Genomic DNA, 22924 nt, shown 5'->3' on the forward strand with positions numbered 1-22924 from the left:
GTCATGCGGTCTGCTCTGCCTGCCAGTCAGTGATGTTTTTTGCGGTCAGCAAGACGATATTCTGGCGCGCTTCGGGGGTGATCCAGGCGTTGTGCGGCGTAACGATCAAGTTGAGCGGCTCTCCTGCTGCCAGGGCATCCAGCAACGCATGCCCCTGGCGGGGTGGTTCAGCGGGCAGCACGTCAACGGCCAGCCCGCCCAGCGCTCCTTTGCGCAACGCCTCCAGAGCGGCCTCTTCGTCGATGATGCCGCCGCGCGCGCAGTTGACCAGCAGCAGTGAAGGCTTGGCCTTGGCCAAACGCGCTTGATTGATCAAGTGTCGTGTATCGTCGTTCAGAGGGCAGTGCAGGCTAATGACATCGGCGTGGGGCAACAGGTCGTCCAGGGCCGGGCGCTTATCGGCGGCTTCGTTGCCAGGCCGCGCGGCGAAGGTCACCTGCATGCCGAAAGCCTCGGCCAGACGAGCGACTTCCGAGCCCAGCTCGCCACTGCCTACCATGACCAGTTGCTTGCCAGCCAGCTGCAGCGTCGGGTGGTTCTGAAGACAGAAGAAATCACTTTTCTGCCATTCTCCTGCGGCGATATCTGCCTGATAGCGCGGCAGGCGATTGGCCAGCGACAGCATCAGCATCAGCGTGTGCTGAGAGACACTGGCCGTGCCGTAGGCGGAGACGTTCTTGACGACGATGCCATGCGCCTTGGCTGCGTCAAGATCGATATTGTTCAATCCCGTGGCCAGGACACAGATCAGCCGTAGCGAAGGCAACTGTGACAACGTGTCGGCGTCCAGTGTGACCTTGTTGACGATGGCGATATCCGCGTTCTTTAGGCGCTCGCGGGCCTGCTCTGGGGTGCTTTGTTGATAGGTTTCCAAGTGATCGACTGCTTCGCGAATCGGCGTCAGGTCGATATGGGGGCCCAGGCTTTCTGCATCCAGCATTACCGCATGAGGCATGTTGTTTTCTCCATTGGCTGCCAAGTGGTGCTTGGTCTTGCCCGGCAGGGGGCACAAAAGGGTATAATGTTCGCGCTATCAACCGCAGTCTTGGAATTTATCCCAGCAGGCCACATATTGTCAGCTCGGCGGCCTAGTCGTTCGCCACTTTTCTGTAAATATCAGTCTGTTGACGTTGTGCTTTTCAGGAGCCCTCAACATGCCTATCTATGAGTACGAGTGCAAGGCCTGCGGCCATCGCATGGAAAAACTACAGAAGGTCAGCGCTGATCCGCTGACTCAATGCCCCGCTTGCCAGCAGGATGACCTCGAACGGCTGGTGTCTGCGGCAGGCTTTCGTCTGGCCGGTGGCGGCTGGTACGAAACCGATTTCAAAACCGGTAGCAAAAAGAACCTTGCTGCTGGCGGTGGCTCGGCTGGCTCTTCGTCCAGCGACACCAGCACGCCATCCCCCAGCAAAGGCGCCGCGGCTTAGCCGCGGCGGTCAGCCGAGGTAGTTGGCGACCCCTTACATAGTCACGCAACAGAACAGGAAGAGACATGCGCAGCCATTATTGCGGCCAGCTGAACGAAACATTGGTGGATCAAACGGTCACCGTCTGCGGTTGGGTACATCGCCGTCGTGATCACGGTGGGGTTATCTTTCTCGACATGCGCGACCGCGATGGGATTGCGCAATTCGTCGTCGACCCCGATACCGCCGAGGCGTTTGCTAATGCCGACCGTGCGCGCAGTGAATATGTTCTGCGTATTACCGGGCGTGTTCGCCTGCGTCCCGAAGGCACCCAGAATCCCAACATGCCGACGGGCATGATCGAAGTGCTGGCCAAGGAAGTCGAGGTGCTCAACACCGCCCTCACACCGCCTTTCCAGCTGGACGAGCACGGCAAGGTGGGTGAAGAGGTGCGTTTGAAGCATCGTTACATCGACCTGCGCCGCCCGGACATGATCGAGAAGCTGCGTCTACGCTCGCGTATTTCACACAGCGTTCGTGCATTCCTCGAAGGCCAAGGGTTTCTGGACATCGAAACGCCCATCCTGACCCGGGCAACGCCGGAGGGTGCACGTGATTACCTGGTGCCGAGCCGTACCCATGCGGGTAGCTTTTTTGCACTGCCGCAGTCGCCGCAGCTGTTCAAGCAACTGCTGATGGTGGCGGGCTTTGACCGCTACTACCAGATTGCCAAGTGCTTCCGTGACGAAGACCTGCGTGCCGACCGTCAGCCAGAGTTTACCCAGATCGATATCGAGGCCTCGTTCGTCGAGGAAAACGATATCATGGGCATTACCGAAGCCATGATCCGCCAGCTGTTCCAGGAAGTGCTGGATGTCGAGCTGCCGGAGTTCCCGCGCATGACCTGGCAGGAAGCCATGGATCGTTTCGGCTCCGACAAACCGGACCTGCGTATTCCGTTGGAGCTGACGGATGTCGATGACCTGATGCAGCAGGTGGATTTCAAGGTGTTCTCTGGCCCTGCCAGTGCGGAAGATGGCCGTGTAGCTGCCTTGCGTGTGCCGGGTGGCGCCAAGCTGTCGCGCAAAGAGATCGATGAATACACCAAATTCGTTGGTATCTACGGCGCCAAGGGGCTGGCCTGGATCAAGGTCAACGAGCGCGCCAAGGGGCTGGAAGGCCTGCAGTCGCCCATCGTCAAGTTCATGGAAAACGTCGTCGAGGAGCTGCTCGATCGCGTGGGTGCCGAAGATGGCGACATCATCTTCTTCGGTGCCGACAAAACGAGCATCGTCAACGAAGCCATCGGCGCACTGCGTGTCAAGCTGGGCGCTGATCTGGCCATGTATACCCAGCCCTGGGCGCCGCTGTGGGTGGTCGACTTCCCGATGTTCGAAGCCGATGATCAAGGCCGCCTGAGCCCGCTGCACCATCCCTTCACGGCGCCTTCCTGCACGCCGGAAGAGCTCAAGGCCAACCCGGCCGCCGCGCTATCGCGTGCTTACGACATGGTGCTGAACGGTACCGAGCTGGGCGGTGGCTCCATTCGTATCCACGATCAGTCCATGCAGAGCACCGTGTTCGACATTCTGGGGATTGGCCAGGAGGAAGCGCAGGAGAAGTTTGGCTTCCTGCTGGATGCCTTGCAGTACGGTGCGCCGCCCCATGGTGGTTTGGCCTTCGGTCTGGACCGCCTGGTCATGCTGATGGTCGGTGCCAAAACCATCCGTGAAGTCATCGCCTTCCCGAAAACGCAAAGCGCTGGCTGCTTGATGACCGACGCCCCCGGCGAAGTCAGCCCAGAGCAGCTCAAGGAGTTGAGCATTCGCCTGCGCCAAAAGGCCAAGGCGGAGACAGCAGGCGAATAGTCTCTTTATTGTTTGCCAGTGGTAGTCAACACCGACGCTCTGCGTCGGTGTTTTGTTATGTGTCACGCTAGGGTCATGCGTTACCAGGAGTCAGTGCATGGAAGGAAATCAGTCCGCAGCAGCCGTGCGGATCATGGGTATCGACCCTGGGTCACGGATTACCGGCTACGGCATCATTGATCTGGAAGGCATGAAGCCTCGCTATGTGGCCAGCGGCTGTATCCGTACCTCTGATGGGGCGCTGGAGCAGCGCTTGGCGCAAATCTATGCGGGTCTGAGTGAGGTGATCGGCCTGTATCGACCTGAAGCGGTGGCGGTAGAGCGTGTGTTCATGGCCAAAAATGCCGATTCGGCGCTAAAGCTGGGGCAAGCCCGAGGCGCCGCGCTGGTATGCCTGGCCAACCATGGGCTGAGTATTTCCGAGTATGCGGCTCGGCATATCAAGCAGGCCGTCACGGGGCATGGCGGGGCCGAGAAAACACAGGTGCAGCATATGGTGACGACGTTGCTGCAGTTGGCTGCCACCCCTCAAGCCGATGCGGCCGATGCGTTGGCCATCGCATTGACCCACGCCTTCACCGGAAGTGGTCGAGTGCCCGCCGCGGCCAAACAGGGCAAGCGTCGCTCCACGGGGCGTTGGCGACTGTAGTCGTTACTGGTCATCTGTACAGAGTCGCTTTATAGTGGCTTACCGTTTTCACTACCCGCGAGCACTCCTATGATTGGTCGGTTAACTGGTTTATTGGTCGAAAAGCATCCGCCCTGGATCGTGGTGGATATCCATGGCGTAGGCTATGAACTGGAAGCCTCCATGAACACACTGGTGGCGCTGCCTGCACCTGGCGAAAACGTTTCGTTATACACGCACTTGACCATTCGCGACGATGCCCACTTGCTGTATGGCTTTGGCCGTGAGCATGAGCGTGCGCTGTTTCGCGCCTTGATCAAGGTCAGCGGTGTAGGCCCCAAACTTGCGCTGGCGATTCTATCGGGCATGGATGAAGACGCCTTCATGCGCTGCGTGCGCGACGATGACAGTAAGGCACTGACCCGTTTGCCGGGCGTGGGCAAGAAGACGGCCGAACGGCTGATCATCGAAATGCGCGACCGCTTTCCCGATTGGGAACAGCGCCATGCTCCGCTGGCCCTGGAAGCGACCAGCGGTCGCCCAGCCCCGCGCGACAGCCTGGCCGATGCCGAAGCAGCGCTGGTCAGCCTTGGCTACAAGCTGACGGAAGCCGCTAAAATGCTGGCCGATGTAGATCCCAATCAATCCACCGAAGCGTTGATCAAGGCGGCGTTGACTCAGCGCATGAGCGGCTAAACAGGCTCCATGTGGTAATCAGTAGCGTGCCGGATGTCGTTGAGCGCCGGCGTTGATCAGACCCAGTAGAAGAGTTGCCATGCTAGAACATGACCGATTGATTGCCGCTGAACCGGAGCATGGGGAAGTGCGCATCGATCACGCCATTCGGCCCAAGCGCCTGCAGGACTACATTGGTCAGCCCCGAGTCCGTGAGCAGTTGGAAATCTTTATTGGCGCGGCCAGATTGCGGGAAGAGAGCCTCGACCACACTTTGGTGTTTGGCCCACCAGGCTTGGGTAAAACGACGCTGGCCAATATCATTGCTACTGAAATGGGCGTTGGGCTGAAGTCGACCTCTGGCCCGGTGCTCGAGCGGGCCGGTGACCTGGCCGCCATGCTGACCAACTTGGAGCCAGGTGACGTTCTGTTCATCGATGAGATACACCGCCTATCCCCTGTGGTGGAAGAAGTCCTCTATCCGGCTATGGAAGATTTTCAGCTCGACATCATGATTGGTGAAGGGCCTGCGGCGCGCTCCATCAAGCTCGACCTGCCGCGCTTTACCCTGGTGGGGGCGACCACGCGAGCAGGGTTGCTGACCTCGCCGCTGCGCGATCGCTTCGGTATCGTCCAGCGTCTCGAGTTCTACAATCTTGAAGAGCTAACGGAAATCGTGGCTCGTTCGGCACGCCTGCTAGGCGTGGAAACCAGTCGAGAAGGTGCGGTGGAGGTTGCCCGCCGCTCGCGGGGAACGCCTCGCATTGCCAATCGCCTGCTGCGTCGCGTACGTGACTATGCCGAGATCAAGGGCAACGGGGTGGTCGATGTAACGCTTGCCGATGCGGCCCTGAACATGCTCAACGTCGACCATCATGGCCTGGACCATATGGATCGTCGCTTGCTGCTGGCCATGATCGACAAGTTCGACGGTGGGCCGGTCGGGGTTGACTCCCTTTCTGCCGCGATTGGCGAGGAGCGGGATACCATCGAGGACGTCATCGAGCCTTATCTGATTCAGCAGGGCCTGATGATGCGTACACCACGGGGGCGGGTGGTGACGCGCCAGGCGTGGCAACACTTCGAGCGAGTGGTGCCCGACAGCGCCATGAGTGCAGAAGGGGAGCGGCGACCATGAGCGATGGTTTTGCCATGCCGGTGCGCGTTTATATCGAAGATACTGACGCGGGCGGTATTGTCTACTACGTTAACTATCTGAAGTTTATGGAACGCGCCCGCAGTGAATGGTTGAGAGAATTGGGCCTGAATCAGCAAACGCTGCTAGACGAAGGGACGCAGCTAGTGGTATACCGCATTGCCTGCCGCTATGCCAAGCCAGCACGTCTCGACGATGCGCTGACCGTAACGGCCACCATGGCCAATCAAGGCCGCTGTCGAATGACATTCGAGCAGCAGGTGTGGCGAGACAAGGAACTCTTGTGCTCCGCCACAGTCGAGATAGCCTGTTTGAGCGCTGATACCTTACGGCCCAAAGCGTGGCCAGTATCGCTCGATCTTTCTGTGTCGGCTCATTAGTCCGCAGGCAGCGATATCTCGTAATGCTAAACCCGGTGAAATGACCACCGCTACCCTGTCGCCATGGCGACACCAATAGATTGAAGAGGGCAACTGTGAACGATAACACCATGTCCATACCCCACTTGATAATGAGTGCCAGCACCGTCGTGCAGCTCGTCATGTTACTGCTGGTGGTGGGGTCGATCCTCTCTTGGGTGGTGATTTTCCAGCGCAGCATGGCATTGCGTCGTGCCAGGCAGGAGTACAATCAATTCGAAGAGTCATTCTGGTCGGGTGTCGACCTCAATGAGCTGTACCGTGAGATCCCCGCCGATGACCCACGTCATGGCGCAGAGCACATCTTCCAATCCGGCTTTCGTGAATTCAACCGCCTGATGCCCAAGACGCGTAACGCGGACACGATCCTCGAAGGCGTCCAGCGCAGCATGCGCGTTGCCTGGTCCCGGGAAGAAGACCGCCTTACCCAGCACCTGGTTTTTCTGGCCACCGTGGCGTCGGTCAGCCCTTATATCGGCCTGTTCGGTACGGTCTGGGGCATCATGGGTTCGTTCCAGTCGCTCTCCATGACCCAGCAAGCCACCCTGGCCACCGTGGCGCCCTGGATTGCCGAAGCCCTGATCGCTACTGCCATGGGCCTTCTGGCAGCGATTCCTGCCGTTATCTTCTATAACCGTCTTTCCAACGAAGCCGCTCGCCTACTGGGCAGGTACGAAAATTTTGCTGAAGAATTCCACGCGATCCTGCATCGCAATTTGCAAGGCCGCGATGGCAAGCCGCAAGCCTGATGCCCGCTAAAGGAGTTCGTTATGCAAGGTTCGTTTAATCGCGGCGGCAAGAAAAAGCCCATGGGGGAGATCAACGTCGTCCCCTTCATCGACGTCATGCTGGTGCTGCTGGTCATTTTCATGATCACGGCCCCCATGTTGACGCAAGGGGTGCAGGTGGATTTACCGCAGGTCACTTCGGAGCCTATCGAAACTCAGGAAGATAGTGATCCGATCATTATTTCGGTGGATCGTGACGGCGGCTATTTCATTACCTTGGGTGAAGACACCAGCAATGTCTCTCTGGAGCAGATTTCCGAACGCGTCATTGCCATTCTCCAGCGTAGGCCCGGCACACCTGTCATGGTTCGCGGCGACCGCAGCGTGCCTTATGGCCAGGTCGTCATGTTGATGAGCACCCTGCAACGCTCTGGTGTAGCGAACGTTGGGCTGCTCTCAGAGCCGCCGCAAGATGGCTAAGGGCGAGTCACCGATGGCAGTGAAACCACCACGCGACCCCCAGGATGTCGGCTACACATTGCCGACGGTTCTGGCGATTGGCGTGCATCTCGTCGTGATTGCGTTCACGCTGATTCGGCTACCCAGCACGCCTGCAGAGCCCGACTCCTCATCGATCGTGCAGGCCACTTTTGTCAGTACGGAAACCTTCACCGATCAGGCGCAGCAAATCACCGAGCAGCAGGCCGCGCTGAACAGTGCGGCCGAGCCTGCCGAGAGCGAACCCGCGCCTGAGTCGCCAAGCCAGGCAGAACAGGCAGCTGAAGCAGAGGCTGCCGCGGCGGCACAGCGCGAGGCAGAAGCCGCAGCCCGTGCAGAGCAGCAGGCCCGTGAGCTGGCCGAAGCCCAGGCCGAGGCCGAAGCAGAGGCCCAGCGGCGCGAGCAGGAAGCTCAGCGGGCAGCAGAAGAGCAGGCCGCTGAGCAGCGCGCCCGAGAAGAAGCAGAAGCTCAACGCCAAGCCGAGGCGGAAGCGCAGCGAGAAGCCGAGGCAGAAGCCCAACGCCAGCGGGAGGCTGAAGCAGAAGCCCAACGCCAGTGGGAAGCCGAAGCAGAAGCCCAGCGCCAGCGGGAGGCTGAAGCAGAAGCCCAGCGCCAGCGGGAGGCTGAAGCAGAAGCCCAACGCCAGCGAGAAGCCGAAGCAGAAGCCCAACGCCAGCGGGAAGCCGAAGCAGAGGCTCAACGTCAGCGGGAAGCCGAGGCGGAAGCCCAGCGCCAGCGAGAAGCCGAAGCAGAGGCCCGGCGCCAACGGGAAGCCGAGGAGCGTCGTGCTGCCGAAGCGGCAGAAGCGGCCATGCAGCGCCAGTTGGCCGGTGAGGCTGAGGCGGCCGCCAATGCTCAGCAGGCCCAGCAGGCGGCAAACAGCTTTATTAATATCGTGCGACGAGCCGTTGAGCAGGCCTGGGTCATTCCGCCGGGAGCAAGTAACTCGATGAGTGCTACCATACAGGTAAGGCTTGGACCATCGGGCGAACTGCTAGCCACATCGGTGGTCACTTCAAGTGGCGACAGTGCCTTTGACCGGTCGGCGATGCAGGCGGTCGAACATGCAGCACCGTTTGGCGAGTTACGCGACTTGCCAGCGGATCAGCAGCGCAATTTACGTCAATTTAATCTGCGATTTACCCCGGGGGATGTTCGCTGATGCAAACGTTGAGCAAAGTGTGGCTTTTTTGCGTACTGCTATTGATCAGCAGTGTGGCAAGCGCAAACCTGACCATTGAAATAACCCGTGGCAGTGACCGTGCGCTGCCCATTGGTGTGGTTCCGTTCGAGGGAGGCGAAAGCTTGCCCGAGGACGTGGCTCAGATCATTCAGGACAACCTCGAGCGCAGCGGCTTCTTTTCACCGCTGGACCGTGGTGCCATGTTCGAGCGCCCCAGCCAGGCCAGCGACGTTCAGTTCGGTACTTGGCGTTCACTGGATGTTCGCTATCTGGTGGTAGGCCGAGCGCGCCAATCGGGCAGCGGCTATGAGCTGCAGTTCGATCTGATGGATATCAGCGGTCAGCGGTCAATTCTTCGCGAAACCGTCACCGCCAACAGTAATGATCTGCGTGGGGCGGCGCACTATATCAGCGATGAGATCTTCGAAGCGATCACCGATATTCGTGGTGCATTCTCCACGCGTATTGCCTACGTAACGGCGCAGGGCGTGGGTGATAACATGCAGTTCGGCCTGTACGTGGCCGATGCCGATGGCCGCAGAAGCCAGCAAGTGTTGACATCTGACCAGCCGATCATGTCGCCGGCATGGTCCCCGGATGGCCGCAAGTTGGCGTATGTCTCCTTCGAATCTGGCAAGGCGGCCATTTACATTCAGGACGTGGCCACCGGCCAACGTGTCCAGGCGACGTCGTTCGACGGGATCAATGGCGCGCCAACCTGGTCACCTGATGGTCGTCGCATTGCCATGTCGCTCTCCAAGGATGGTCAACCGGAAATCTACATTCTGGATGTGGCCAACCGCTCCGTTGAGCGTGTCACCCAAAGCAACAGTATCGATACCGAGCCCGCATGGTCACCCGATGGCCGCAGCCTGATTTTCACTTCTGACCGCAGCGGTGGACCGCAAATTTATCAATATTCGCTGGGCAGTGGAGAAACTAATCGCATTACGTTCACAGGTAACTATAATGCCCGTGCCCGCTTCTCTCCCGATGGTGAAGAGATCTTCTTCATCCATCGTTCGAGCCGGGGATATCAGGTTGCCAAGCAGGATCTTGGGGGTGGTCGCTTAGTGGTGTTGAGCGAATCAACAAGAGATGAATCTCCTAGTGTTGCACCGAACGGTACCATGGTAATCTTCGCTACCCAGCAGGGTGGTGCGGGAGTGCTCAGTGCCGTGTCAGCCGATGGCCGTTCATCGTTCAGGCTGCCAGCAGCGCAAGGCGAAGTACGTGACCCTGCATGGTCACCTTTCTTAAATTAATGAATGAACAGCACTAATCTCTGTTTTCAGGCAAGGAGTCTGATTATGCAACTTAAGCCGTTGGCTCGCTCATTGGCAGTAGCGTTATCTATCGTGGTTATCGCTGGCTGTTCCAGCACCGGCGGATCCCAGGACGGAGACGCTTACGGCAGCCAGACTGGCAGCAGCGTGGGCACGGGCACCTCGGGTGCAGGTGCGGGTGGTCAGTATGGCTCTACTACTGGCTCGGGCGCGGGTGCTGGCCAGCAAGCTGACTCGCGTATTCCTGAAGTGCGTACCATCTATTTCGACTTCGACCGCGATACCATCAAGAGCGAGTACGAGTCGGTCGTCATGGCCCACGCTCGCTACCTGCGTGCCAACCCGAACGCGCGCGTCGTTCTGCATGGTCATACCGACGAACGAGGTACACGTGAATACAACATGGCCCTCGGCGAGCGTCGTGCCGGAGCCGTGCAACGCTTCTTGAACATTCAGGGCGTTTCTCCTTCACAGATGAGCGTTGTCAGCTACGGTGAAGAGCGTCCGGCGGTAAGCGGTCAGAGCGAAAGCGCTTACTCTCAGAACCGTCGCGTAGTCTTCAACTACTGATAGCGTTGGCGTGCCTCTTATCAGGCACGCCAATGGCCCTTCGGAGCTATCAATGAATCACAGTCTCAAACGCTATTTTGAGAGGCTGTGCGGTGCGGGAGCCCTGGTGCTCCCGCTGTCCGTATTGCCCTTATCCCTGCTCTCTGCTTCAGCCGTTGCCCAACAGCCGCTGGTGCAAGACCTCTCTTCCGGTTCCTCGGGTTTCTACCAGCAGACGCAGCGTCAGGAAGCGTCGGGTGGCAATCTGGTGCTGTTCAATCAGGTGCAAGAGCACCAGCAGGAAATCCAGCAGTTGCGAGGCCAGATCGAAGAGCTGCGTCACCAGTTGGAACAGCTGCGTAGACAGTCTCAGCAGCAGTATCTGGATATCGAAGACCGCCTGATGAGCAGCGGCCCCAGCCAAATTGAGCAGTCCACGCCTCAGGTCGAGCCCGAGGCCGCCGAGCAGGTCGCCCAGGCCCCATCGACCCGCAACGTCAGTGACGACGCTCAGGCCGATTACCAGGCTGCCTTTGCTCATGTGCAGGCGCGCCAGTTTGGCGATGCCATTGCGGCTTTCGAATCGTTCGTGGCCGACCACCCGGACAGCAGCCTGACTGCCAATGGCCATTACTGGCTGGGCGAACTGTATGCGGCAGAAGGTGAGTTGGACGCGGCAGATCAGGCCTTTACACGTGTCATCGAGCAATACAGTGGCAGCTCCAAAGTGCCTGATGCGCTTTACAAGCTGGGACTGGTCAAGGCGCGCAAAGGGGAAGCGGCACGCAGTCGTGAGCTGTTGGAGCAAGTGCGTGACGACTACCCGCAAAGCAGCGCTGCTGGCCTTGCCAATGATTTTCTCCGTCAATCAGCCGGTTAATCGGCTTTCTTGGATCAAGGAATCCTCATGAACTGCAAAATCGACTATCAACCAGCGCCTGGCTTGCTTGAAAACCGCGTCGTGTTGGTAACCGGTGCGGGCGATGGCATAGGGCGTGTTGCAGCGCTTGAGTATGCCAAACATGGGGCAACCGTGATTTTGCTTGGTCGTACCATTGCCAAGCTGGAACGCGTTTACGATGAAATCGAAGCTCAAGGCGGTCCTCAGCCAGCCATTTTCCCGTTGAACTTCGAAGGCGCTACGTTAAAAGACTTCCACGACATGGCCGAGACGTTGAACAACGAGTTCGGTCGGCTGGATGGTTTGTTGCACAATGCAGGGCTGTTGGGCCGTATCACCCCCTTCGACCAGTACAATCCCGAGTTGTGGGAACAGGTCATGCAGGTGAACATCAACGGCCCCATCTGGATGACGCAGGCGCTATTGCCGCTGCTGCAGGCGTCTGATGACGCGTCGGTGATCTTTACCTCCTCTAGCGTCGGCCGTAAAGGTCGTGCTTATTGGGGCGCCTACTCAGTCTCCAAGTTTGCCACCGAAGGGTTTATGGAAGTGCTGGCAGACGAGCTCGAAAATCAGCCGCATGTGCGGGTGAACACGCTCAATCCTGGTGCCACGCGAACCCAGATGCGGCGTTCGGCCTATCCTGGCGAAGACCCGCTAACGTTGCGCACGCCAGAAGAGATCATGCCCACCTACCTATGGCTGATGGGCCCGGACAGCCAAGGGGTCAGCGGCCAGAAGTACGATGCCCAGCCGCCGCGTAGTTGATATGCCTGAAGGATGCAGCAAGTGCGCCATCGGCCCCATGGGCCGATGAGCATGTCACTGGGAGCGGTGGTCGTCTAACGCGGCCACCAGCTCCTCGCACGTCGCAAACCAGACATCGGCAGGCCACTGCTGGTAGTCGTCCTCTTCGCTGATGTAGCCATAGCCCACCGCAACGGCCAGCATGCCAGCAGCACGTGCTGCCTGCATGTCCCTGACGTGATCGCCAATGTACCAGCACCGCTCAGGTGCGACTCCCAGCTGTCTGGCTGCCTCCCACAAGGGTTCCGGCGCAGGCTTCTTGACGCTCAAGTCATCGGCACACAGCAGTGTGCCGGGGGTAAGTGCCAAGGCATCCAACAGCGGAACGGTATAACGCCGTGGCTTGTTGGTGACGATCCCCCAGGGGCGAGCGCTTTCCTGCCAGGCTGGTAGCCACACGTCCAGCGGCGAAAACAGTCGGCTATGCACGGCCACTTTTTGCTCGTAGGCATCGAGTAGAAAGTCACGTGCCTGCTCATGCTCGTCACTGCCGCTTTCGAGGCCCAGAGCCAGCGTGACCAGAGCACTGCCACCATTGGAGACCTGCCCGCGAATCTGTTCGAAGGGCAGGGCCGCGAGGCCATGATGGGCTCTCAAGGCATTGGTGGCGGCGGCCAGATCCGGCGCTGTGTCCACCAGCGTGCCATCCAGGTCGAAGATCACGGCGTGGGGGGCAGAAGGGCGCATCTATTCGCTCACCTTGCGACAGTGCATCATGTAGTTGACCGATACGTCATGGGCCACCAGGCGGTAATGTCGTGTCAGCGGGTTATAGGTCAAACCGCTCTGCTCACGCACTTCCAGCGAGGCGCTACGCGCCCAGTGGGCCATTTCGGAGGGGCGAATGAATTTTGCATAGTCGTGGGTGCCACGGGGAAGTAGCTTGAGCAGGTATTCGGCACCGACGATAGCGAAGGCGTAGGACTTGGGCGTACGGTTCAGCGTAGAAAAGAAAACGTGGCCGCCTGGCCGTACCAGTTGACTGCAGGCACGGATGATAGAAGCCGGGTCTGGCACGTGCTCCAGCATCTCCATGCAGGTGACCACATCGAACGTGCCAGGCTGCTGGGCAGCCAGTGCTTCGACACTGATGTGCTGGTAGTCGATAGCCACACCACTCTCTTCAGCGTGCAGTCTGGCCACTCCCAGCGGTGCTTCGCCCATGTCGATACCGGTCACGCGGGCGCCTCGGTGCGCCATGGCTTCGCTCAAGATGCCGCCCCCACAACCTACATCCAGCACTTGTTTGCCTGCCAGGCCAGCGCGAGCATCAATGAAGTCCAGCCGTAAAGGGTTGATGTCGTGCAGTGGCTTGAACTCACTGTGAGGGTCCCACCAGCGGCTGGCAAGTGCTTCAAATTTGGCAACTTCTGCCGCATCAACGTTGCCCTGTAGGCGGTCAGTGGTGCTATCCTGAAGAGTCGATGACATGGTATGGCTCCCTGAGCAAGTCGGCAATAAAGCGGAGAGGGCAATGCCTTGCCCATCACCCTTCTATCGTTGAGTATGGGAGTATTCTAACCACTCCCGGAGCGGAACGCATGAAAAGGAGCGAGGCATGATGCCCAACCCCCTATTTTATCGACGGTTGTTTGCCATGGAGAGCCTTTGAATGCGGGTATTACTGCACGGTAGCGAGCTGAGTGCCGCCACGGCGGCTGCCGCACTCGCCTGGGTAGGACACCAGGTGGACTGGCTGTTGCATGAAAACATGCCATGGTCATCGTTGGCCCAGGTCGACTGGCTGCGCCGCGAGCCTTCGCTCATGGTGCAGTTGGAACAGGCCCTGGCGTCGGGCCAACTGCGTGTCATCGAAACACTTGACGCCTCTCACACCCCCGATGTGGTCTGGTTGGCACTGTCTCCCAGCCAGCGTGATTCTGCGCGCCAACTGCTCAGTAGCCCGCTGTTTGCCGGTTATCATGGGGGAGTGCTGATCAATAACTCGACCTTCCCTGTGGGTGAAACGGAGCGTCTGCATGCGCTAATGGGCCGTCAACATAGCCGTGTGGCGCTGCCTGATACCCTGGAGGAGGGGCGGGCGTGGGCCGCTTTTACACGGCCGATGCGTTGGTTGCTGGGCTGTGACGATGCCCACGGTGAGCAGGTCACCCGTGAGCTATTGCGCGCCTTCAACCGCCGTAGTGAAGTGTTCCAGCGCATGCCCTGTCGAGCGGCTGAACTGACCAAACTGGCGATCAATGGTATGTTGGCGACACGTATCAGCTACATGAACGAAATTGCTGGCCTGGCGGATACGCTAGGCGTGGATGTGGAGCATGTGCGACAGGGGATGGGGGCGGATAGCCGGATCGGTTTCGAGTATCTTTATCCTGGCTGTGGCTTTGGTGGGCCCAATTTTTCCCGTGACCTGATGGGGCTGGCCGATGTTCAATCGGCGCATGGCCGTTACTCCGCTTTGCTGGAGCAGGTCATGGATATCAACGAGCAGAAAAAAGAGACCCTGTTCAGAAAGCTATGGACGTTTTTCGACGGCAACCTGGCGGGTAAAACGATTGCCGTGTGGGGGGCCGCCTTCAAGCCGGGAACGGCACGCATCGACCACGCCCCGGTACTCACGCTGTTAGAGGCCCTGTGGGCGCAGGGCGTGACGGTCAAGCTGCATGACCCTGCCGCGTTGCCAGCTTTGCATGAAGTAGTGGGCCAGCGGGATGATCTGATCCCTGTTCAGGGAGACCCTTACCTTGCGTGCCAAGGGGCAGATGCCTTGATGCTGGTGACTGAATGGAAGACTTACTGGAACCCGGATTGGCATCGCCTGGCGACGCTACTGGGAGAAAAGCTGGTACTGGATGGCCGCAATATCTACGACCCTGCTTTTGTCGCCAGCTGTGGCCTACACTACCGGGGAATTGGACGACGCGCCGACCCGATATTGCCCTAAGGAAAAACCATGTCTGACGCCATCTCATCACCTCGTATCGTGCCGGATGTCGACCAGAGCTTTACTGCTCAGCACTTGCGGCATCGCAAGGGGCCCAGGCTCTGGCCATTATGGTTTTTCTTGATGTTGCTCTTCCTGGCCCTGGCCGGGGCGTCGGTGTTGCTGTGGTACGAGCGCGAAGAGCTACTCCGCCAGGTTAGTCGTGTCAGTGGCGAAGTCTCTAATCTGCATGCACGATTGGACTCGGGTGACACTGATGCTCAGGATGAGATAACCTTTGTACAAGCTCAGATGGCCACGCTTTTCCAGGAGCAAGAGCAGCTTGCCATCGCGCTCACCACCACACGTGAAGAGCTGTATGGGCTACTTACGGACCATGAGGCCAGTGCCTCCAGCGATGCGCTGGATTCTGTGTCGCAGCAGTTCGAACGCCTGCAGGAGCAAGCTGCCATGCGAGACAGTCAGCTTGCTGCGATTCGTGCGTCGCTGAATGCGCTGGAACAGGTAGGAACTTCCGGTAGACAAAATTTGCTGGAAGAGGTCTCTTACCTGGAACAGACCTTTGGCCAACGACTCGAGGAACTGGAACGGCAATTGGCCAGTGAGCAAGCCGCACTGGCAGAGCAGCAGCAGTGGCGTGTTACCATGGAGCAGCAGTTGGGCCAGCTGTCTGAAGCGCTGGAGGATGATACCTCTGCCACGTTTGCCAGCCAGTCCGAGCTGGCGTCACTGGAGGCCGAGTGGTCGCAGCGGTTGGCCACCCTCGAAAGCGATGTGCGGCAAGTGCGTCAAGCCCAGCTGGCCTTCAGCGCACAAATGGAGATGCTGCGTAACTAGCATGCCGCAAGCCGATAATTTGGGGTTAGGGATAAAAGCGTATGGGAAGACAACGGCGATGGTCCGGCATGGCGCGCGTGGTTTGCGCACTACCGCTATGGGCGGCTTCGGTATCGGTATGGGGGCTCGAGGCCAATATTAGCGGCGTCAACCAGCAGGTGCGCAACAATATCAGTGCTTACCTCGAAAATATCGACGCAGAGCAGTACACCGATGTACGCCTGGAGGGGGAAATTCGTCAGCGCACCCAGGAAGCCATGCGGGTGTATGGCTATTACCAGCCCGAGGTGCGTGTCTCTCTCGAAGAGACGCCGGTCGCCGTGCGTATCGAGCCGGGGCCACGCGTTACCATTGAAGTCCTGGAGATCAACGTCACTGGCGATGCGGCAGACGATCCGCCTTTTCAGGAAGCCCTGGACGATTTTCCCCTCAACGTCGGCGACCCTTTGCGCCACGCACCCTGGGATCGGCTGCGCAATCAGTTTTCCGGGCTGGCCATCGAGCGCGGCTATTTCGACTGGGGGTTTTCGGACCGGCGTATGGAAGTGCGCCCCTACCTGGAAAGCGCGAGGCTCTACATGGGCTTCGATAGTGGGCCTCGCTACCAGTTCGGTAACACGCTCATCACCGGAAGTCATATCGAGCCTGACCGTCTTCGGCAGATGCAGACGTTCGAAGCAGGCGACCCCTACCTTGCCGAGTCCCTGGCACTCTACAATCAGCGGCTGGCTGAAACCGGTTGGTTCAGCTCGGTCTCCGTGCGTCCCCGCCTGGAAACCGCCCGTGAATTGATCATAGCGCCCCCCAGCGGGGGAGATCCCTGGTGGAGCGAAGTCGCTGCCACTCAGCCAGAGCGGCCACGGATTAGCAGTGCGGCGCTGACCAGTGCATTGAGCCTTCATCGTCGCGACGACACGCGTCTTCCCATTGATGTCAATGTTGAACCCGCCGACCGCCATCAGTACGAGGTGGGGATAGGCTTTGCCACCGATGTGGGCCCCAGGCTGCGCTTTGGCTGGCGTCAGCCGTGGATCAATCAGCTGGGGCATAGCCTGGATCATAATCTTTACCTGTCGGCGCCCGAGCAGCGCTTCACCGGGGTGTATAACATCCCCCTTGAAGACCCGATCCGGGACAACTATCGCCTTCAGTACGGCGTGCGCAATATCGATGACAGCGATACCCGCTCACTGCAAGGCACGGTCGAGATAGCGCGGCGCTGGGAGTTCGAGAACCGCTGGGTGCAAACGCTGTACTTCAGAACTACCTATGAGGACTTTACCCAAGGGGGCCAGGCCGACCAGGTGTGGATCTTCTATCCCGGTATCCAGTGGTCGCGTACGCGCACTCGCCCACAGCGATTCCCCGTCTGGGGAGATCGTCAGCAGCTGTCGTTGGAATACTCCGATAGTACCTGGGGCTCGGATGCCGACTTTGCCCGACTCACCGGCGACACCGAATGGATACGCATGCTGGGCAGCGACAACCGCTTCGTGGCGCGCCTGAGCGTTGGCGCCATCGAAACCGACGATTTCGATAAACTACCGCCATCACTGCGCTTTTTTGCCGGTGGGGATCGCAGTGTACGCGGGTACTCCTACGAAAGCCTCTCTCCGCGTAACGAGCAGGGTCGTTTGCGCGGTGGCCAGCAAATGCTGACCTCCACGCTGGAGTATCAGCGCCGCGTGACGGGCGACTGGTGGGGCGCTGCCTTCGTCGACAGCGGTGATGCATTCGATAACTGGGGCCCCGAAGATCTGAAGACCGGGGCGGGGGTAGGTGTGCGTTGGGTATCGCCGGTGGGCCCAATACGCTTCGACGTGGCGCACCCGTTCGACAACGACGATGACTACCGCGTGCACTTTTCGATCGGACCAGAATTCTAGGAGAGCTCTTTGGCCAAGGTTGATGTAACGACACCCCCAAACCGCGAGATGCTCTCTAGTCGGCGTCGCCTATGGCTGACGCTGTGGAGTCTGCTGCGTTTGATGATTCTGTTGCCCCTTTGGGTGCTGGGCCTGGCCGCCCTGTTGCTGGGCGTGGCGCTGTCCCCCTGGGGCACGGCACAGCTGTTCTCACAAGGTGAACAGCGCGGCTGGTTCAGCTATGAACAGCAGGAAGGGGCGCTGCTGGAGAGCTTTCGGCTTCAGGGCTTTCACTTGGCCATGGGCGGCACGCAGGTGACCCTGGATGAGGTGGAGCTTGCCTGGGCCGACGATTGTCTGCTGTCAGGTAGGCTGTGCCTGGAAAGATTGCACCTCTCGGGCGCCGATATCCGCTTGGCTGCCAGCGATGCACCTGAAGAGCCCGACAGCGAATCCACGCCCCTTTCGCGCATTCACCTGCCATTCCCTATCGAGCTGCGTGATATCGATATCAGCGACGTTCAGCTGCACCTGGCCGATGGCACCCATGTGGCCTGGGAGCGCTTTTCTACCTCCCTCTCTGGCGCACGGCAGCAGCTCATCATCGAGCCGACGCGCCTTGAACGCCTTGCCGTTCATCTGCCGCTTTCACCGGGTGGGCAGCTCACAGAGGATATCGACACGCCGCTCACCGCCGTCGGTATCGATAGTGCCATCCAAGTGAATCAGCCCCACGATGAGGAGCCAATAGCGGGTTCCCCGGCACCGCGTGAACGACTGTCGCTGCCAGCCGTCGAGCTACCCATCGATGTGGCGATCACGTCGCTGTTGGTCACCGATGTCAGCGTGGCAGGTGCGTTCACCTATGACGTGGAGCGAGTACTGCTGGCCGGACATGCTGAGCGTGACAACGTGGTGCTTTCTACGCTGGAGGTGGATACCCAGGATGCCACGGCGCGGTTGATGGCGGATGTGACGCTGGCAGACGATTACCCGTTGGAAGCCGAGCTGCACAGCGTGCTTCTGCTGCCGGAACTCTTCCCGGCCTTGAGCGGAGAAACGCTGACGCTTCGGCTTTCTGGCTCGCTGGCGGATCTGTCGGCGGAGCTGGATGTGTCGGGGCAGATCAACGCGACCCTGGCTGCCGACGTCGATGTCCTGGCGCCTGATGTGCCCTTTACCGCGAGGCTGCAGAGCGAACGCGTCGAGTGGCCGCTGGAAAGCATGGAGCGTGATCCCGACGCCACCTACGTGGCACAAGATGTGGATTTGACCGTCAACGGTAGCCTGGACGCCTACGCCGTGCGGCTGCTGGTCGACGCGCAGGCGCCTCAGGTGCCGGATACGTCGATAGACCTGACCGGCGATGGTGACATGACCTCCTTCCGCTGGGCGCCCCTCAACCTGCGTATCGAAGAGAGCCGCTTGACCAGCGAAGGACAAGTGAACTGGGCCGACGCGTTGCGCATCGATGCCAGTGTGCAATTGAGCAGTGTCGACCCCTCGCTATTCGTCGACCAGTTGGAAGGCAACCTGAATGGGCGCCTGACTGCCAACGTTCAGCAGCAGGGAGAGCGCTGGGACATTGCGCTCCCTGAGCTGGCCATCGACGGTGAGTTGCAAGAGTATCCGCTGACGCTGGAGGCCGCGCTGGAGGCCAACAGCGACCTGGAAGTCGCTATCGAACGACTGCTGTTCACGCAGGGGAACAACCGCCTGACGGCTTCCGGCCAGGTGAGTGAACAAGCCATGTCGCTGCAGGCGGATATCGCGCTCACCGAACTGCAAACGCTGCACCCGGAGCTGGCCGGTCGCCTCAGCGGCGACCTCCGCGCTACCGGGAGCTTTAGTGCCCCCGAGTTGGTCGCACGCTTGACCGGCAATCAACTGAGGTTTGCCGAAAACCGTATTGAAACCATTGGCCTGGCGGCCAATGTTCAGGGGGTCGATGATCCGGTGCTGCGTGTCGAACTCGATGCCCAAAGTGTCAATGCCGGTGGGCAGGCGCTAGCCAGCCTGGCCGTCAATCTGAGCGGGCGCTTGTCTCAACACACTCTGAGCGTCGATGTCGACGGTGCGCCAGGCAATGTGCTCAGCGCTGCCTCGTTGGCTTTGGATGGCCGCTTCAATCAGGCTACGGAGCAGTATCAAGCCCGGCTGATGCCGCTGGAGCTGGACAGCGAGGCGGGCAGTATCCGCCTCGAAGCACCGCTGGATATCGGCTACAACCTGGCCAATGGCCAGGCGAGACTGTCGCCATTCTGCTTGCGGCGACTGGAAGGCGGCCTGGTCTGTTCGGATGAGCCCATGACGGCATCGGCAGAGCAGGGGCAAGCCAGCCTGCGAGTCAGCGAAGTCCCCATGGAGATGCTCGAACCTTTCTTGCCCGAAGAGTGGAGTTTCGAGGGTGCCACGACCGCTGAGCTGGCGGCCAACTGGCGTCAGGGAGGCGCGCGCTGGCAAGCCAATGTGCAAGTACTCAGTGAGCTGGCGATCACCGCCATCAACGATTACGGCCAGCCGGTGGCCCTGCCGGTGTTGAGTCTGGATACCCAAATCGAGGCCAATCAATCACAGGCCGATGCCAACCTGCTGCTCTCGCTGTCCGAAGCCGGAGAAATAACCCTCGATCTCTCCGTCAACGACCCCTTGGGTCAAGGAGCCTTGGCAGGCGAACTGCGTGCCAACAATGTCTCCCTGGAACCCTATCGTCCGATGATGCTGGGCATGGACCGCCTCGAGGGGGCGCTGAACGGCAGCGTCCAAATTGGTGGCAGCACACAGCAGCCCGACCTGCAGGGGCAACTCGCCTTGCGTGGCCTGCGAGTACATGGCCCGGACATCCCGGTGGACGTTCAGGACGGTGAATTCGGCATCACCTTCGATGGCGAGCAGGGGGATATCGACGGCTTCGTAGCCGCCGAAAGAGGCCGGATGAACATCAGCGGCGAAGCTTATTGGCCAGCCAGCGATGCCTGGCGGATCGGGATAGATCTCAATGCCACTCAGGAGCCCCTGCTGGTGGTACTGCCCCAGTTCGGCCGCCTGGAAGCCGCACCAGACATTCGTGTACGCATTACTCCAGAGCGTTTGCAGGTCAGGGGCAATGTCGACCTGCCCTGGGCGCGGCTGGAAATAGGCGATTTGCCCTCGTCGGCCACCTCGCCCAGCCCCGATGAGATCATCATTACCGAGCGTGATGATCGAGAAGCCGAACAGGCGCGCCAGCGCGCCATCGCAGCGGGCGAAGACCCCAGCGCTGCCGAGGAACTGGCGGCCACGGGAATGGCCATCGATGTCCTGATTACCTTGACCCTGGGTCGCGACATGCAGATTTCCGCCTACGGCCTCGAGTCTGGTTTAGGGGGTAGCCTGGAAATACGCCAGGAGAGCGGGGTACTGCAGCTGTTTGGCGACGTAAACCTGGTGGATGGCCGCTTCCAGGCCTTTGGGCAGGACTTGCTGATTCGGCGTGGCCAACTGCTGTTCAGCGGTCCGCCCGGCTTGCCCGTGCTGGACTTCGAAGCGATTCGTAATCCGGACATCACCGAAGACGAAGTCATTGCCGGGCTGCGGGTCTCGGGCAACGCCGAAGAACCGAACGTCATGATCTTTTCCGAACCCTCCATGGACGAGACCCGCGCGCTTTCGTATCTGTTACGTGGTCGTGCCCCTGACGCTTCGGGGGGCGGCATCGATAGTGCCCTGACCACGGCACTGATCGGCATGTCATTGGGTCGTACCGGAGGGGCCGTCGGCTCGCTGGGACAAGCCTTCGGGATCGATGACCTGACGCTGGATACCACTGGTGCGGGCGATGAAAGCCAGGTGGCGGTGAGTGGCCAGCTGACCGATGACTTGCGCATCAGTTACGGGGTGGGCATTTTCTCGCCCATCGCTGAGCTGACGCTGCGCTACACCCTGTGGCGGAACTTGTACCTACAGGCAGTGTCTGGTGCGAATCAAGCGGTTGACCTGATTTACACCTTTACCCGCTCGGGAGATCCCTACGTCTATCCGCAGCAATAGGAGAACATCGATGTCGTTTTTTACATCTCGCCAGACGGCACCCGAAGGCCGCAGCACGCCTATCGAGACCAGTGAGGTGCATACCGTGACGGGGGCGTCGCTGCATCCGCCATTTCCGGCTGGCTGCGAGGAAATCGTGCTGGGGATGGGCTGCTTCTGGGGCGTGGAGCGCCTTTTCTGGCGTCAGCCCGGTGTGGTCGTCACGGCTGCCGGTTATGCGGGCGGTACCACTCCCAACCCTACTTATCAGGAGACCTGTACCGGGCTTACCGGGCACACGGAAGTCGTGCGGGTCGTTTATGATCCGAGTGTGATTGGTCTGGAAAAGCTGCTGCAGATTTTCTGGGAAGAGCACGACCCTACTCAGGGAGACCGTCAGGGCAACGATATCGGCAGCCAGTACCGTTCAGCGATCTTCACCACCACGGCGCAGCAGTTGGCGCGTGCCCAGCAGAGTGCCGCTGAGTTTCAACAAGCGCTGGAAGCGGCGGGCAAAGGGCGTATCACCACGGAAATCAAACCGCTGGACACGTTCTACTATGCCGAGGCGTACCACCAGCAGTACCTCGATAAAAATCCCGGTGGCTATTGCGGGTTGAAGGGCACGGGCGTGACCTGTGCGATTGGCTAACAACGATGACCGTTTGAACAGGATAACAACGATGTGGCGACGTGGACGTGACTATCCATGGCTGATTAACATGGCGGGGTGTGCGCTGTTGACGCTGGGGTCGACGACTCAGGCCAGCACGCCTGACATGCCGACAACGGTAGAAGATACGCCGTTTGCCAGTGAACGAGAAGCCGTGATATGGCGCCAGGATGAGTTGAAAGACCTGGAGCGGCTGCTGCGCCAGCTGCGTTTCGACCTGGTCAATAATCGGGATGCTCGTGGTGCCGAGCCGCGGCTGGAAGCGCTGCAGCAAAAGGCCACTCAAGCACATTTTTTGCCTGCCTTCATTGAGGGCACCCATGGGCGTGGCTCCGATGCTCGGCCTGAAATATGGCAGGAGTGGGAAGACTTCTCGGCGGGTTTCGTTGACCTGGAAGAAAAAGTATCCGACCTGGTGGAGGCCGCACAGCAGGAGGATTACCGTGCCGCTACGCGGGCCTTTTCGGACGTGAGTCTCAGCTGCCGGAGCTGCCACCGCGCTTATCGCTACAACTAGCGCGATGGCCTA

The 22924-nt window shown here is 59.7% G+C and carries 22 protein-coding genes; 19 read left to right on the forward strand and 3 right to left on the reverse strand.

Going from position 1 to position 22924, the window contains the following annotated elements:
- Position 1: 1 nt before the first annotated feature.
- Positions 2-955 (reverse strand): D-2-hydroxyacid dehydrogenase, encoded by a 954-nt coding sequence (locus HSS18214_RS0102920; RefSeq protein ID WP_016913810.1) that lies wholly within the window; start codon positions 953-955, stop codon positions 2-4.
- 199 nt (positions 956-1154) lie between these two features.
- Here HSS18214_RS0102920 and HSS18214_RS0102925 point away from each other — a divergent pair, with 199 nt between their 5' ends.
- From HSS18214_RS0102925 to HSS18214_RS0102985, 13 genes are all read left to right on the forward strand, one after another.
- Positions 1155-1430, forward strand: coding sequence for an FmdB family zinc ribbon protein (locus HSS18214_RS0102925; RefSeq protein ID WP_016913811.1), 276 nt, complete (start codon positions 1155-1157; stop codon positions 1428-1430).
- Positions 1431-1495: 65 nt separating this feature from the next.
- A complete protein-coding gene (gene aspS, locus HSS18214_RS0102930) occupies positions 1496-3277 on the forward strand; it encodes an aspartate--tRNA ligase (RefSeq protein WP_016913812.1) in 1782 nt (593 codons plus the stop codon).
- A 97-nt stretch (positions 3278-3374) separates the two neighbouring features.
- On the forward strand, positions 3375-3926 hold the full coding sequence (ruvC, locus tag HSS18214_RS0102935; RefSeq protein WP_016913813.1) for a crossover junction endodeoxyribonuclease RuvC: 552 nt from the start codon (positions 3375-3377) through the stop codon (positions 3924-3926).
- 69 nt (positions 3927-3995) lie between these two features.
- Positions 3996-4601 (forward strand): Holliday junction branch migration protein RuvA, encoded by a 606-nt coding sequence (ruvA, locus tag HSS18214_RS0102940; RefSeq protein WP_016913814.1) that lies wholly within the window; start codon positions 3996-3998, stop codon positions 4599-4601.
- A 79-nt stretch (positions 4602-4680) separates the two neighbouring features.
- Positions 4681-5718, forward strand: a complete 1038-nt coding sequence (ruvB, locus tag HSS18214_RS0102945; RefSeq protein WP_016913815.1) for a Holliday junction branch migration DNA helicase RuvB — start codon at positions 4681-4683, stop codon at positions 5716-5718.
- The gene (gene ybgC, locus HSS18214_RS0102950; RefSeq protein ID WP_016913816.1) at positions 5715-6116 is read left to right on the forward strand and encodes a tol-pal system-associated acyl-CoA thioesterase; all 402 of its coding nucleotides are present in this window, start codon (positions 5715-5717) and stop codon (positions 6114-6116) included. The genes ruvB and ybgC overlap by 4 nt, the downstream gene beginning before the upstream one ends.
- 110 nt (positions 6117-6226) lie before the next feature.
- Positions 6227-6904 (forward strand): protein TolQ, encoded by a 678-nt coding sequence (gene tolQ / locus HSS18214_RS0102955; RefSeq protein ID WP_371827785.1) that lies wholly within the window; start codon positions 6227-6229, stop codon positions 6902-6904.
- A gap of 21 nt (positions 6905-6925) precedes the next feature.
- Positions 6926-7363, forward strand: coding sequence for a protein TolR (tolR, locus tag HSS18214_RS0102960; RefSeq protein ID WP_016913818.1), 438 nt, complete (start codon positions 6926-6928; stop codon positions 7361-7363).
- Between the two features lie 13 nt (positions 7364-7376).
- Positions 7377-8543 carry a cell envelope integrity protein TolA gene (gene tolA, locus HSS18214_RS0102965; protein WP_016913819.1) on the forward strand — a complete coding sequence of 389 codons (1167 nt, stop codon included), beginning with the start codon at positions 7377-7379 and terminating at the stop codon, positions 8541-8543.
- Positions 8543-9829, forward strand: coding sequence for a Tol-Pal system beta propeller repeat protein TolB (gene tolB, locus HSS18214_RS0102970; protein ID WP_016913820.1), 1287 nt, complete (start codon positions 8543-8545; stop codon positions 9827-9829). The genes tolA and tolB overlap by 1 nt, the downstream gene beginning before the upstream one ends.
- A 45-nt stretch (positions 9830-9874) precedes the next feature.
- The gene (gene pal, locus HSS18214_RS0102975) at positions 9875-10420 is read left to right on the forward strand and encodes a peptidoglycan-associated lipoprotein Pal (RefSeq protein WP_016913821.1); all 546 of its coding nucleotides are present in this window, start codon (positions 9875-9877) and stop codon (positions 10418-10420) included.
- Positions 10421-10472: 52 nt separating this feature from the next.
- Positions 10473-11279, forward strand: a complete 807-nt coding sequence (ybgF, locus tag HSS18214_RS0102980; protein WP_016913822.1) for a tol-pal system protein YbgF — start codon at positions 10473-10475, stop codon at positions 11277-11279.
- Between the two features lie 27 nt (positions 11280-11306).
- Positions 11307-12068: a YciK family oxidoreductase gene (locus tag HSS18214_RS0102985; protein ID WP_016913823.1), complete on the forward strand. Its 762-nt coding sequence runs from the start codon at positions 11307-11309 to the stop codon at positions 12066-12068.
- Positions 12069-12122: 54 nt separating this feature from the next.
- Here the strand turns inward: HSS18214_RS0102985 and HSS18214_RS0102990 are convergent, their stop codons facing one another.
- Both HSS18214_RS0102990 and ubiG read right to left on the reverse strand, forming a co-directional pair.
- A complete protein-coding gene (locus tag HSS18214_RS0102990; protein ID WP_016913824.1) occupies positions 12123-12794 on the reverse strand; it encodes an HAD-IA family hydrolase in 672 nt (223 codons plus the stop codon).
- On the reverse strand, positions 12795-13538 hold the full coding sequence (gene ubiG, locus HSS18214_RS0102995) for a bifunctional 2-polyprenyl-6-hydroxyphenol methylase/3-demethylubiquinol 3-O-methyltransferase UbiG (protein WP_016913825.1): 744 nt from the start codon (positions 13536-13538) through the stop codon (positions 12795-12797).
- A gap of 181 nt (positions 13539-13719) precedes the next feature.
- Between ubiG and HSS18214_RS0103000 the strand changes: the two genes are divergently transcribed.
- The 6 genes from HSS18214_RS0103000 to HSS18214_RS0103025 are packed head-to-tail and all read left to right on the forward strand — an operon-like array spanning position 13720 to position 22912.
- A complete protein-coding gene (locus tag HSS18214_RS0103000; RefSeq protein WP_016913826.1) occupies positions 13720-15012 on the forward strand; it encodes a nucleotide sugar dehydrogenase in 1293 nt (430 codons plus the stop codon).
- A 9-nt stretch (positions 15013-15021) separates the two neighbouring features.
- On the forward strand, positions 15022-15849 hold the full coding sequence (locus tag HSS18214_RS0103005) for a hypothetical protein (RefSeq protein WP_016913827.1): 828 nt from the start codon (positions 15022-15024) through the stop codon (positions 15847-15849).
- 41 nt (positions 15850-15890) lie between these two features.
- The gene (gene tamA / locus HSS18214_RS0103010) at positions 15891-17735 is read left to right on the forward strand and encodes an autotransporter assembly complex protein TamA (protein WP_026001682.1); all 1845 of its coding nucleotides are present in this window, start codon (positions 15891-15893) and stop codon (positions 17733-17735) included.
- A 9-nt stretch (positions 17736-17744) separates the two neighbouring features.
- Positions 17745-21743: an autotransporter assembly complex protein TamB gene (gene tamB, locus HSS18214_RS0103015; RefSeq protein WP_337459481.1), complete on the forward strand. Its 3999-nt coding sequence runs from the start codon at positions 17745-17747 to the stop codon at positions 21741-21743.
- A gap of 10 nt (positions 21744-21753) precedes the next feature.
- Positions 21754-22374 carry a peptide-methionine (S)-S-oxide reductase MsrA gene (gene msrA, locus HSS18214_RS0103020; protein ID WP_016913830.1) on the forward strand — a complete coding sequence of 207 codons (621 nt, stop codon included), beginning with the start codon at positions 21754-21756 and terminating at the stop codon, positions 22372-22374.
- A gap of 31 nt (positions 22375-22405) precedes the next feature.
- Entirely contained in the window at positions 22406-22912 is a 507-nt protein-coding gene (locus HSS18214_RS0103025) for a c-type cytochrome (protein WP_016913831.1), read from the forward strand.
- The last annotated feature ends 12 nt before the right edge of the window (positions 22913-22924 follow it).

The sequence above is a fragment of the Vreelandella stevensii S18214 genome, assembly GCF_000275725.1.
In the GTDB taxonomy this organism is placed as follows: domain Bacteria; phylum Pseudomonadota; class Gammaproteobacteria; order Pseudomonadales; family Halomonadaceae; genus Vreelandella; species Vreelandella stevensii.

What these genes read in the sequence shown, in the direction of transcription:
- HSS18214_RS0102920 (WP_016913810.1), bottom strand. Translation starts at nt 955, where the DNA reads ATGCCTCATGCGGTAATGCTGGATGCAGAAAGCCTGGGCCCCCATATC.
- HSS18214_RS0102925 (WP_016913811.1), top strand. Translation starts at nt 1,155, where the DNA reads ATGCCTATCTATGAGTACGAGTGCAAGGCCTGCGGCCATCGCATGGAA.
- aspS (WP_016913812.1), top strand. Translation starts at nt 1,496, where the DNA reads ATGCGCAGCCATTATTGCGGCCAGCTGAACGAAACATTGGTGGATCAA.
- ruvC (WP_016913813.1), top strand. Translation starts at nt 3,375, where the DNA reads ATGGAAGGAAATCAGTCCGCAGCAGCCGTGCGGATCATGGGTATCGAC.
- ruvA (WP_016913814.1), top strand. Translation starts at nt 3,996, where the DNA reads ATGATTGGTCGGTTAACTGGTTTATTGGTCGAAAAGCATCCGCCCTGG.
- ruvB (WP_016913815.1), top strand. Translation starts at nt 4,681, where the DNA reads ATGCTAGAACATGACCGATTGATTGCCGCTGAACCGGAGCATGGGGAA.
- ybgC (WP_016913816.1), top strand. Translation starts at nt 5,715, where the DNA reads ATGAGCGATGGTTTTGCCATGCCGGTGCGCGTTTATATCGAAGATACT.
- tolQ (WP_371827785.1), top strand. Translation starts at nt 6,227, where the DNA reads ATGTCCATACCCCACTTGATAATGAGTGCCAGCACCGTCGTGCAGCTC.
- tolR (WP_016913818.1), top strand. Translation starts at nt 6,926, where the DNA reads ATGCAAGGTTCGTTTAATCGCGGCGGCAAGAAAAAGCCCATGGGGGAG.
- tolA (WP_016913819.1), top strand. Translation starts at nt 7,377, where the DNA reads ATGGCAGTGAAACCACCACGCGACCCCCAGGATGTCGGCTACACATTG.
- tolB (WP_016913820.1), top strand. Translation starts at nt 8,543, where the DNA reads ATGCAAACGTTGAGCAAAGTGTGGCTTTTTTGCGTACTGCTATTGATC.
- pal (WP_016913821.1), top strand. Translation starts at nt 9,875, where the DNA reads ATGCAACTTAAGCCGTTGGCTCGCTCATTGGCAGTAGCGTTATCTATC.
- ybgF (WP_016913822.1), top strand. Translation starts at nt 10,473, where the DNA reads ATGAATCACAGTCTCAAACGCTATTTTGAGAGGCTGTGCGGTGCGGGA.
- HSS18214_RS0102985 (WP_016913823.1), top strand. Translation starts at nt 11,307, where the DNA reads ATGAACTGCAAAATCGACTATCAACCAGCGCCTGGCTTGCTTGAAAAC.
- HSS18214_RS0102990 (WP_016913824.1), bottom strand. Translation starts at nt 12,794, where the DNA reads ATGCGCCCTTCTGCCCCCCACGCCGTGATCTTCGACCTGGATGGCACG.
- ubiG (WP_016913825.1), bottom strand. Translation starts at nt 13,538, where the DNA reads ATGTCATCGACTCTTCAGGATAGCACCACTGACCGCCTACAGGGCAAC.
- HSS18214_RS0103000 (WP_016913826.1), top strand. Translation starts at nt 13,720, where the DNA reads ATGCGGGTATTACTGCACGGTAGCGAGCTGAGTGCCGCCACGGCGGCT.
- HSS18214_RS0103005 (WP_016913827.1), top strand. Translation starts at nt 15,022, where the DNA reads ATGTCTGACGCCATCTCATCACCTCGTATCGTGCCGGATGTCGACCAG.
- tamA (WP_026001682.1), top strand. Translation starts at nt 15,891, where the DNA reads ATGGGAAGACAACGGCGATGGTCCGGCATGGCGCGCGTGGTTTGCGCA.
- msrA (WP_016913830.1), top strand. Translation starts at nt 21,754, where the DNA reads ATGTCGTTTTTTACATCTCGCCAGACGGCACCCGAAGGCCGCAGCACG.
- HSS18214_RS0103025 (WP_016913831.1), top strand. Translation starts at nt 22,406, where the DNA reads ATGTGGCGACGTGGACGTGACTATCCATGGCTGATTAACATGGCGGGG.